Below are 11,287 nucleotides of genomic sequence, written 5' to 3' on the forward strand. Positions count from 1 at the left end.
TTTTACGTGATTACGGCAATGCGGATAACCGTTGGGATTTGCTGGAAGAAATGATGGAATTACGTTCTGAATTTGCATTTAACCATGCAATCAAGGGTTTTGGTATGGACTTTGAAAAGGCATTGGATTTACTTCGCAATCATAATGATGGGCTGACAAAAATGGAGAAAGAACAACGTAATGTGTTGGTAGCAGCTTTGGACAATCTCGTTGACTTTGCTGTAGCTGAAGAATTTCAAATGTTCGCCAACCTCCCCGACGACCTTGACATTGATGACGAAGAAGATATTAAAGAGGCTGAAAGTGTTTTTTATCGATACAATAATATATACTCATCTATAGAGAATGGAGACATTGAGTATGCTATGGGGGTTGCTGCTGGATGGGTCTCTTATAGCGAGAACACTGTGCTTACATATATGACCCAAGGGGATAATAGAGTACGCCCGTGGCATCTTGCATTAGAGGGAACCAGTTATCGAAAAGCTAATTTCCCAGCATGGCTAATTCCGCCTATTGAACATGGGTGTAGGTGCTTCTTGGTGGAAGAGGCTTCAAGCGTCCTTAACTGTACACAATTAACACAAGTAGTGGGACAAGTCAATGAGATGCCAGATTTTATCAACCCTGTATTTAAAGAAAGTGTTGCAAAGGGTGGGCGTATATTTAGCAGTGCTCATTCATATTTTAGTGTTCCGAAAAAGTATAAAAAGAAGTTACGCACCATTGCTAATAGAATAAAAGGAAAATGGTTGGAAAAACAATAACTCCTAAGCAATTAGCTCAACAGTGGCTAACCCTTCCTAATAGATTTGAAGTTAATGTGTTTAACTTTGAAACATTAATAGGTAACGCTGCAAAAAAAATATTTAAGGATTCTTTCTATCTCCGTAGATTTAATTCTGCTGGTACGTTTGCGTGGGAAAACAGAAGCGATCATAAGCCCCATCCCATATTAGAAGAAACTGGAACACTCAAGCACTCGATTGTGTGGGACCGTTTTCACTCCAGCAATAGCCGTGGAATTAAAATTTTTACAGACCCTGACATGTTCCGATTCAGTAAAAGGCAATATGGAAGAAATTTCTGTTATGCGGCTATACACAATGAAGGAGGACAAGTTGCCAAATCCGGCTCTCCAGCACATAACATTAAGAAAAGACAATTTATAGGTTACTCAACAACCGTAGCTGATAAAATTACATCTTATAGCATTCGTATTTTTGATGGCTTTCCAAAATGATAGTAGAAAAACATAAATTAAATACACAAGACAATTTAACGGACACGATAGAGAAAAGCCCTACCGCACTCGTTGATAAAGACAATACAACATTAGAAGAAGTGGAAAACAATCCGCTGGAAGATGTGTATATGGCTGTTAGACGGGTGTTGGAATCTCTTCACACCAACCCTGATGATGAAAGTTCCCCCAAACTGTTTCGGACAGTAAAGATAGATAACGGACAGTTTGAACGTATTGTCCGCACACGTGGCAACACAGAATACGGTATAGCTTTTCCTGCGGCATTTATCCGATTTGTAAATGTACGTTATTTGGTGGCCCAGCAACGAATAGGAGAGGGACGCGCCACCATGCGTATTAGATTCGTACTTAATGATTTAAATAATGGGGATGATGTTGTAGAAACACATGGATTTCGGGTTTTTCAACAGATTAATGATGCTATTCAGGACGCAAAAGATTATGAGGCAGCGTTAAACGAACGATGCAACCTTACTTATTTTGATATGCCAGAATCTTTGGATCATGGGGTACAACCGTATTGGATTGATTATGAAATATGGTTTAGAACATCCTCTTCATTCCAGTACCGGAAATGGGTGGATAGATACTTGGTCATGCCACCGTTCACAAACCATTCAGACGCACCGGAACACGATACAGATGCGCATGGGGATCATGATAAGCCTAAAATTGAAGAGGTTGCAAAATTTGAGCCTCCTGTAAATACTCTACCGGAAGATAACGTTTAAAAAGCGAATTCAAATATCGTCGGAACAGAGGCGAATGCTTGCTCTCTTTTACAGAAAACATACTGTTTCTCAATTATATATCAATCGTCGAAAGGTTCATTAATCACTTTCTTAAAAGATGTGTTTTAGAGGATTCACAACCATTAGATAGGCAGACATCTATTCTTGTGAAAAAGCTCAAATGAAAACAGATGAATTAAAATATGTAGTTGGGGAAGCGCAAGAGGCAAAGCCAGTATATATGCGTTTCTACGGCCGTATCAATGAAGAAAGCACCCGTCAATTCAACGATGAGTTCTTATGGGTTCAGGACTATGTGAAGCCTTCTAAAATTGTGATTAGCATCAATAGCGAAGGCGGGAGCGTATTGTATGGAATGGGAACCTTCTCTATTATACAACAATGTCCCATTGAGGTTGAAACTATTATTGAAGGAATGGCTGCATCAATGGCTTCTGTATTATGGGCCGCCGGCACCCGTTCTTACATGCGCGATTATTCAATTTTAATGATTCACAATCCATTTGTACGCGAAGAAAACGCCTCCCCTGACAGCGAACAAATCGTAAAGGCTTTTCAAAAGCAGATCGAAACTGTCTACCATAAGCGATTTGGTCTGACGAAAGAAAAGATACGGGAGATTATGGACGGCAAAGAGGGGTGTGACGGTACTTACTTCGATGCGAGATCTGCCGTGAGCGCTGGAATATTGCCGGCGGACCACGTCCTAAAAACATCAAAACAGGTTTGCACTAAAGTTAAAAATCAAATTGAAGGAGTTGTGGAAGCAGGCGCTCTGCAAAAAATAATGGCTTCTATTAATGCAGAATTGGAAGATTTTAAACCACTTGACGTTTCCGACTCTATTCCTAATCAAAATCAAATAAACAATTCAAATTCAAAAGAAACGATGGACAAAGAACAGGAATTCGCATTTGGTTCTGTATGTGCCCAGCTCGGTTTGGAGAAAGACTCTGAAGTTTCAACTGTCATTACTCGCATTGACGCATTGAAGAATGCAGAAAAGAAAGCAAGAGAAATTCAGGCTTCATACGATTCTCTGAAAATTCAAAAAGAAGGGGTGGATGCGCAACTTACCAATGTTCAAAATGAATTGACAACGGTTAAAGAAGAGTTGCAAAATTACAAAGATGCTGAAGAAGCGCAACATAAAGCGGATATTGAGCAGTTTGTAGAAAATGCAATTTCTGAGGGTAAAATTAGCCCCGATGCAAAATCTAAATGGGTAGAAATGGCAGCAAACAATTTTGAGATGGTACAAGAGACCTTGAACTCCATCCCCAAACGTGATAAAATTTCTACTGAAATAGCAAATGATCCTGCCAATGTAGAAAATGCAAAAAATCAAATTACTGAGGCAGAAAAGAAAATGGCTAAGGCTGTTGAAGCTGTAGTCGGACCTGATTTCAAATTTGGAACACTTGATTAAACACAAACAATATAAAACATGGCAAGTTCTGTAAATTTTGCGCAAAACACTTATTCCGGTGAGGTCCTTGAAGATTTACTGACCTATACAGCGCAAGGCAACGACACATACAAGGAAGGTTTGATTCATATCAAATCAGGCATTCAGTTTAAATACACCATCCCATCAGTTCAATTGGGTAAGGTGATCCAGGACAATGTTCCAACGCCTACTTCTACTCATGGAGCGGGAGCAGGGACTACAGGCGGGTTGAACCAATACACTTTCACAGAACGTTATTTGGAACCGCAGGAGTTCATGGTATATCTCGAATTTAATCCGAGAGATTATGAAAAGTATTATCGGTTTGCACAGCCGGATGGAAACCTGGTATTCCGCGAACTGGACCCGAAAGTACAGGCAAAAATGCTCCGTCTTTTGATGGACAGAAAGAACGAGTATATCGGTGAATCTATTTGGTGTTCTGCAAAAGGTGGAAAAGAAGCGGCTAAAATCACAGCTCCAAGCGGTTGTACAGAAATAGGCGGCGAGAATGCGGGCGGACCGATGAAATATTTTGACGGTGCTATCAAACGTATTTTGGCAAACACTTCGTCCAAAGCATCAGAAACTGAAAAGGCTGGTGGACAAGTAGTTATTGCTGGTAACACAGAATTGACTACTGGCGCCAATGTAGAAGCTGCTTTCAACGCAATGTGGAAGAAATGCCCGAAACAAATCCGTAAGAAAGCAGGGTTGGTATTTGTGTGTGGCTGGGATATTTGGGACCTGTACGATCAATATCTGAGCGACAAGCAAGTGAAATACTCTGATAACACCAAGGTTAACGAATACCGTTTCAAAGGCAAACGTATTGTACCCATTGTAGGTATTCCGGAACATACCATCTTGCTCGGAGAGTTTACTACCGGTATGGAGTCTAACTTATGGATGGGTGTTGACTATGCCAATGACGCCGAAGTAGTAAAGGTTGAGCGTTTGCAGGCCAACAGTGAGTTCTATTTCTTCCAGATGCGTATGAAAATGGATGTAAACATTGTTCGCCCGGCTGAAATTGTAGCCTGGACTGCTTATAAGAATGCGGAATAACGAGTTGACTGATATTATATATGGTTTAATCACGAGGGAGTGGAGCTAAAACTCCATTCCCTTTTTTAATTTTTAGTTATGGCACGTAAAAAAAAGACCCAAGATCCGGAAGACGAAAACGTCCAAACACAGGAAACCACAAACACACCAGATATACCGGATACTTTAAACGAAACAACAGCAGGCGACAATGTAGAGGAACAAAGAGATATTGAAGGTGACAGCACAATGGTCACTGAAGAGCTGCCGGATGAAGGCACGGATATGGAAGAAATTCTCCCATCTACACCTGTCCCGGAACCAACAAGGCAGTTGTTGCAAAAGTTCCCTAATTACCAGGAACTGTACATTGATGCCAAAGGAGGGGTGTACACAAAAGACACTCAACCTAATTTGGTTACAGAAGCTATTCTTTATCAAAACCCGTATTACAAACAATAAAATTTACAAATATGGCATTAGGTGGCGTATTTATGAGTGATACCGATGGGAACATTGGAACAAACTCTACAACTTCAACTGAGAAGGTCACAGGGCTGCTGTTCGATATTTCCAAACAAGCTAAATTCTTTGAAGAAGGTGCAGGTTTGGCTGTAAAGGATAAATTGCAAGGCAATGTTATAGAAATCAATTCTATGGACGATTTGAAGGAATTGGGAATTGCTGCACCCTCTGATGATCCTAAAAATGATTTACTTTTTGGAGTGCCTTACTATCATATCAATCATTTCTTCAGCATACAGGGTGACAATGGACGTTTATTCATAATGTTCGCAAATTGTGGCGCTGATTGGAATGCTATTGACCAGATGCAACATGCCGCACACGGTATGATTAACCAACTTGGTGTGTGGACAGAGCAGTCTTTGTGGAAGCAAACTGACCCTGAAGCAGGAACATATAGTATTGATTTGGTTGCAGATTTACAATCAAAAGCCTCTTCTTTGGCGGACGAGAACGCTCCTTTATCAATCTTGTTAAACGCAAACTCTGCGGTTATCGCTACCAGTGATGAGCCTGTTAAGAAAGTCGAATTGGCAAAAATACCGACTTGTATAACAAATGCCCGTTTTGTTACAGTATTGCTCAGCCAAGGGTTAGATAAAGATGTGTCAGCAATGCAGCTTGCCAACCCAAATCTAACTCCTGTAGGAAATATTGGTGCTGCACTTGGATGTGTAGCTTTGGCAAGCGTGCAAGAGTCATTTGCGTGGGTTAACAAATTTAATCTGATTGGGTATTTCCCTGACATTGAAATGGGATTTGGCGATGTTGCATTGAATGATGGCCAGCAATTGACCAGCACTTTAAAGTATTCTTCTTTAAACAGAATGCAACTGGATACATTGGATGATAAGGGGTATATTTTCTTGTGCAAATATTCAGGATTAGAAAGTGGAATATATTTCTCAAAAGACCAGACATGCTCCAATGGAGATTACCGGACAGTTGCCAGAAATCGTACAATTCATAAGTCAAGACGCGCTGTACGCAATGCCTTGTTGCCTTATGTACACTCTCCATTAAAAGTTGATCCCGCTACCGGTTACTTATCTTCAGCCAAAATTACAATGTTTCAGAATATCGTTTCCGACATTCTCAACACAATGCAAACCAATGAGGAAATTTCCGGTTTTTCGGTGACAATTGACAAGAATCAGAATGTATTGAAGAACGATACACTGATTATTAAATATTCACTTGTTCCGGTAGGCGTTGCATCTCGTATTGAAGTAATAGAAGGTTTGGCACTAACCAATAAATAATAAACAAGATGGAAGCAATAATTAATAATGTAGCATATAGCTGGTCAATGATACGCATTTCCATACCAGCTTTGGATATTTCTGAAGACTCCACTATTATGCAAGGAGTATCTGAAATAAAATGGAATAAAGTTCGTAAAATCGAGAACAACTATGGAATTGGCGGTAATGCCATTAACCGTGGTTTTGGTAATAAGACTTGCACTGCATCTATCACAATGGACTACAACACGGTTTCACAACTGAGAGCGCTGGCTGGTTCTCTGATGGATTTAGGCGAGTTTGATTTGATTATCTCGTTTACCAATGCGTATGCAGGAGCTGATTGGACGGCTGAAACCGTTACTTTAAAGGGATGTATCTTCAATGAAGATGGTATGGAAAGCAAGCAAGACGATACAAATATTGAGAAAGAGTACAACCTGAATCCTTTTGATATTATTACAGGAGAAGGTACAAGTTCTTGGCTGTAATTTGGGTATGGTGCATATTGTACAAAGGTGGGTTGTCCAACAGCCCACCTTTTTGCATAATGTTAAAAACAGAAGGAAAAAACATAAGGTTGTGTAAATATGAGATTTATTCCTATTTTGTGTGCCACAATATCATATAATCGAAAAAAAGAATGAAGACAACAAATGTTATTAGGATCCCAAATCCTTCCGAAGAGTTGACATCTGTTATTGAAAATACCCAGCAACAGAAAAAAGAGCGCATGAAACAATTGCGAGAAAAAATTAAAAAAATGTTGGAATGATTTTATGAAAAGTATAGAAACTATTTTCTTAGATAATCAGGGCAACCATTAATTGATTGTCCTTTATTATCCGTTTTAGAGTGCATAATTGGCGATTAAGCCCAACATGCACTCTTTGGTTTTAATATATAAAGGTGTTTTATAGTCCAAATATTGATAGATGTTCTGGCGTTTCTTTAGGACTTTCTTTAACCGTACCAATAATCAATTCCACATCTTCCAGTTCTATAAATCCCAAATATTTCCAAGTATTGAATTTTTCTATTTCCGCACATTTCAATTTTGAACAATCTACAAAAGAGTCATATTCGAGGAAAGAATATTTAGAGCATTTAATTGGCATTTGCCAATCTTTGACCACTTGTGGTACATTCTGGTTTATGTTGGAGTTTATAATAACACCGCCATATACATTTCCATCACAATCAAAACCAAGCACAATAAAGAATTTATGGCGTGAGTTATCACCTTTCTTTGGTACGATTCCATTTTGTTGATTCATTTTTATACGATAGACATCCCCAACTTTAATTGTTTTTCGGGCAATATCTTGTATGGAATCATCTTCTAAAAGTTCTGAGAGGATTGTCATGCTAACGCTTGTTCTAATTCAATTTGTTCTCTTATATATTCCAGTGTCGCTTCATCAGCTCCAGATACTTTCGCCATGCTTATAGGAGAAATAACATTTGAACCATTTAAGTGATGGTATGCTTCGTACCAAGCATCATCATGTGATTTTTCTTTGAGTTGACCAAAAGTTAGATGCGCATTTTCATTAATAGAAGCATCCAAAGCCTCAATTTCTGATTTTGAAATATAATTCATATCAGCCTCACATTTAGGTAATAATACGTTAGGCGCATCTTTACCTGCAAAAAGAACATTGTCTGAGAACAACTCTAACAAGTCTGTATTAGGGATATTGTATCCTTTGACAACATCATACAATAGCGTTGGTACAGGACCGTAGTCAAGAGCATAGAAAGTATCAGATATGATTTTCTCTCCCCATTTAGCTAAATGTTTTAATTCGGCAAAATACAAAATCTTGAACAAGTGGTAATAGTCAATACCTCCTGTTTTCTGTAGCACATATAATGCTATTTGAATCAACTTTTTCTGTTCGTATTTTCTCATCAGTAAATCAAATGATTTCACAAAAGTATTGAGATTTATCTAAATAACAAAATATCAGCATTTAAAAATAAAAAATCATCAATCAGGCAACCATCTTTTTTCTTTTGTTCTATTCATAGATAAAAGACACTAAATATTTAATCAATAGAAATTATGGAAAATCAAAACGACGATTTCCTCATGCCTGAGAAAATTCAGACTGAGATTGAAAAGAAAGTAAAAGAGCTGAAAGATTCGGACCCCAAACTGAAACGTGTATTCCCGATTTTGGTAGAGGGAGATGAAGATGAAGGCGAAAAGCCATACTATATCGGCTACTTTAAGCAGCCACCCTTCCCGGCGTTCAGCAAGTATCTGTCCCTTTCCCAGAAAGACCAAGCCGGTGCCATGCGAGAATTGGCAAAAGACTGTTTCATAGACGGTGACAAGGAATTGATAAAAGACGATTCGCTGTTTATCTACGGTCTTATGCCTCATTTGGCTAAAATTATCGAGATGCGCAAAGGAAGACTCGTAAATTTATCAAATGCTGGGAAGTAAGGGACGATCAGTTTATCCGTCACAGACAGATATTCATACGGCATTATTTTCCCAGCGTAAATATAGATGAATTAGACGATGAAGAGTTTGCGATACTGTCGGAAGAAGCCGCATGGCTTCATAGCAAAATGCTTATAACTCAACAGGCAAACGCGCTTGGTATGCTTGCATAAAGCGTCTCGTTACCCATCTTTTACCAAAGCCCCTTATTCACAATTGGATAAGGGGCTTTTTCAATCTTTCAAGGTATCAAATCGCTATTCTTTAGAAAACATAAAAAGATGGCAGAGAATTATATCGTTAATTATCAGATAAACGTGAACTCCAACCCAGCATTGGAGTCTATACGTAAGTTTCAGCAAGCCACGGCTGAAATGGAAGCGTTGACAAAACGCTTTGATGTTATTGCAAAAAGCATTGGCAAAGTCAACTCTGCATTGGCTTCTATCAATACAAAACCAATTGATATAAAAATTAATACCAGCGCAGCAGAGCAAGGCCTCAAACGTATATTGGGACACCTGGAGGCAATCAAGAAACAATCAAAAGCTGTATTGGGTGGGGCGGCAAGTAAGCCTTTGTATTCATTTTCGGATATAAAGAAGCTTCACAACACTATCAATTCAATAAACGGTACTTTAATACAGCCAAAGGCTAATACGGATAACGCCATAAAAAGTCTCGACAAATTATTGGCGAAAATTAATGAGATTAAATCAAATAGCAGGATTACCATAACAGCAAGCGCTGCCGGAGCCTCCAAAGCAGCTTCCAGCAATGCCTCCAAAGCAGGTATCCCAGTTGTACGCATGGCAAGGGAAACAGGAGCTGGACACAGTACCTACTTATACCCGTCTACCCGACAGGTATTGGGGCCAACATATGCTAATACGGGAACAAATGTTGCTGGAGAAATGATTAAGGGCATGGGGGTTGCCTATGGACTCAGCTCTTTAATGTCGGGGGTAACTTCTGTTTTTAGGGATGCTTCTGCCTATGATAACATAACTCAAACCACTAAAAACATCCTTCAGGCTCACGATAAAAATATAGGTTTCGAGGCCCGATTTGACGAAATGAACCAACTCATGCGCCAGGTTGGTGTGGAAACCAAATATACGGCCCCGCAAGTTGCTGAAGCCGGTAAATTCTTGGCTATGGCGGGTTTTGATGTTGAGCAGATAAAACAAGCCGTTCGCCCTATATCAGATATTGCACTTGTTGGTGATACAGATTTGGGAGAGACAGCGGATGTCGTAACCAACATTATGACCGCTTATGAAATCCCCGCAAAGCAAATGGATAACACAGCCGATATTCTTACAATGACATTCACAAAAACAAACACAACATTGTTGGAGTTGGCAGAATCATTTAAGTATGCTGGTACGGTAGCTCACCAATCAGGACTGGATTTTGAAACAGCATCTGCTGCATTAGGTGTATTGGGCGATGCCGGTTTGAAAGGTTCTCATGCAGGTACAACATTGCGTATGATGTTGTTAAATATGATGAACCCTACAAAAAGGGGACAAGAAGCGTGGGATTTATTAGGTATTAGTACCAAAGACAAGAACGGCAACCTGAGGAATTTTACTGATATTTTGAGCGAATTGCATGAGAAGCAGCAAAGTATATCTTCCGGTGATTTTACAACATTAATCAACGAAATGTTCAGAGTTACCGCAGCGCCGGGTGCGTTGGCATTGATAAATAATGTGGGAAAGGTGCAAGAAGTAACCGGACTCAACAAAAATTCAATGGGGCTTGCTTCAAATTTGGCTGATGAGAAGAAAAACACCATACAGGGTCTGTGGTATCAGATGACTTCCGCATTTACGGAAACTGGAATGCAGGGATTTGAACAGATGCAGGGAGCAATCCGTGATTTTCTCCAACGAATGATTGAGTTGATGAAATCCCCCAAATTTGCCACAGCATTGAAAAACGCAATGGACATGTTCTTGAAAATAGCCAATGTAATCGTTGACGTATTTAACAAGATTATGACCATGTGGAATTGGATACCAAATTGGGGCAGAACAGCATTGCAATGGTTTATAAAAATCCAAATGGTATCAGGTGTTGTTGCAGGAATCGGGCAGAGTATATTAAGTACTGTGTTGATGGTACGTGCAGTGTTTATGGGAGATTGGTTATCAAAATTCCTTTTAAAACCTCTTTTTACTGCTCTCGTCTATATGGTACGGATATATAATATAGAAAAGAGCCGTTATGGTTTAAACAAAGGAAAAGCTATTCTTAATACGTTAGGTGGTAGTTTGTTGTATGGTGGAGGTAAAATCAAGCAGTGGCTTGTTAGTGGAGAATCAATAGGTAATGTTGTTGCAAATAGTGGCGGTAAAACAATAAATAATCTTACCCAAATGGGTGGCGCAACACTATGGGGAATTATAAAAAAAATTACGCGTTTTTTATTAACCAAACCTATGGGCTGGGGTATGATGGTAGGAGCAGCTATCACTTATATAGGTTCTAAAATTGATGACGCATATAAAATAACAGAAGCCGCCCGTCAGGCCAATG

13 protein-coding genes are annotated in these 11,287 nt (G+C 39.3%); 11 read left to right on the forward strand and 2 right to left on the reverse strand.

The window, feature by feature from the left end:
• Window positions 1-38 precede the first annotated feature (38 nt).
• From AB5903_RS08840 to AB5903_RS08880, 9 genes are all read left to right on the forward strand, one after another.
• A complete protein-coding gene (locus AB5903_RS08840) occupies window positions 39-767 on the forward strand; it encodes a hypothetical protein (RefSeq protein ID WP_242651161.1) in 729 nt (242 codons plus the stop codon).
• Window positions 749-1,243, forward strand: a complete 495-nt coding sequence (locus tag AB5903_RS08845) for a hypothetical protein (protein ID WP_060386508.1) — start codon at window positions 749-751, stop codon at window positions 1,241-1,243. The genes AB5903_RS08840 and AB5903_RS08845 overlap by 19 nt, the downstream gene beginning before the upstream one ends.
• Window positions 1,240-1,998 (forward strand): hypothetical protein, encoded by a 759-nt coding sequence (locus tag AB5903_RS08850; RefSeq protein WP_368117798.1) that lies wholly within the window; start codon window positions 1,240-1,242, stop codon window positions 1,996-1,998. Before AB5903_RS08845 ends, AB5903_RS08850 begins: the two co-directional genes overlap by 4 nt.
• A gap of 181 nt (window positions 1,999-2,179) precedes the next feature.
• Entirely contained in the window at window positions 2,180-3,448 is a 1,269-nt protein-coding gene (locus AB5903_RS08855) for an ATP-dependent Clp protease proteolytic subunit (protein ID WP_060386506.1), read from the forward strand.
• An 18-nt stretch (window positions 3,449-3,466) separates the two neighbouring features.
• Window positions 3,467-4,537 carry a hypothetical protein gene (locus AB5903_RS08860; RefSeq protein WP_060386505.1) on the forward strand — a complete coding sequence of 357 codons (1,071 nt, stop codon included), beginning with the start codon at window positions 3,467-3,469 and terminating at the stop codon, window positions 4,535-4,537.
• A gap of 78 nt (window positions 4,538-4,615) precedes the next feature.
• Window positions 4,616-4,978 carry a hypothetical protein gene (locus tag AB5903_RS08865; RefSeq protein ID WP_060386504.1) on the forward strand — a complete coding sequence of 121 codons (363 nt, stop codon included), beginning with the start codon at window positions 4,616-4,618 and terminating at the stop codon, window positions 4,976-4,978.
• Window positions 4,979-4,989: 11 nt separating this feature from the next.
• Window positions 4,990-6,303, forward strand: coding sequence for a DUF2586 family protein (locus AB5903_RS08870; RefSeq protein ID WP_272198717.1), 1,314 nt, complete (start codon window positions 4,990-4,992; stop codon window positions 6,301-6,303).
• 8 nt (window positions 6,304-6,311) lie between these two features.
• Window positions 6,312-6,776: a hypothetical protein gene (locus AB5903_RS08875; RefSeq protein WP_060386502.1), complete on the forward strand. Its 465-nt coding sequence runs from the start codon at window positions 6,312-6,314 to the stop codon at window positions 6,774-6,776.
• Between the two features lie 152 nt (window positions 6,777-6,928).
• On the forward strand, window positions 6,929-7,060 hold the full coding sequence (locus AB5903_RS08880; protein ID WP_262484147.1) for a hypothetical protein: 132 nt from the start codon (window positions 6,929-6,931) through the stop codon (window positions 7,058-7,060).
• A gap of 139 nt (window positions 7,061-7,199) precedes the next feature.
• On the opposite strand, the gene AB5903_RS08885 is transcribed toward AB5903_RS08880, so the two are convergent.
• Both AB5903_RS08885 and AB5903_RS08890 read right to left on the reverse strand, forming a co-directional pair.
• The gene (locus AB5903_RS08885) at window positions 7,200-7,652 is read right to left on the reverse strand and encodes a hypothetical protein (RefSeq protein ID WP_060386501.1); all 453 of its coding nucleotides are present in this window, start codon (window positions 7,650-7,652) and stop codon (window positions 7,200-7,202) included.
• Entirely contained in the window at window positions 7,649-8,221 is a 573-nt protein-coding gene (locus AB5903_RS08890) for a Panacea domain-containing protein (protein ID WP_131796860.1), read from the reverse strand. The genes AB5903_RS08885 and AB5903_RS08890 overlap by 4 nt, the downstream gene beginning before the upstream one ends.
• 132 nt (window positions 8,222-8,353) lie before the next feature.
• On the opposite strand from AB5903_RS08890, the gene AB5903_RS08895 reads away from it, so the two are divergent.
• Both AB5903_RS08895 and AB5903_RS08900 read left to right on the forward strand, forming a co-directional pair.
• Entirely contained in the window at window positions 8,354-8,740 is a 387-nt protein-coding gene (locus tag AB5903_RS08895; RefSeq protein WP_060386499.1) for a hypothetical protein, read from the forward strand.
• A gap of 281 nt (window positions 8,741-9,021) precedes the next feature.
• Window positions 9,022-11,287: phage tail tape measure protein (locus AB5903_RS08900; protein ID WP_368117799.1), on the forward strand; the 2,266-nt coding region annotated here is incomplete at its 3' end.

Origin of the sequence: Bacteroides sp. 2201st1_D9_2201SCRN_220225 (assembly GCF_040928965.1) — a bacterium.
Classification (GTDB): Bacteria; Bacteroidota; Bacteroidia; order Bacteroidales; family Bacteroidaceae; genus Bacteroides; species Bacteroides stercoris.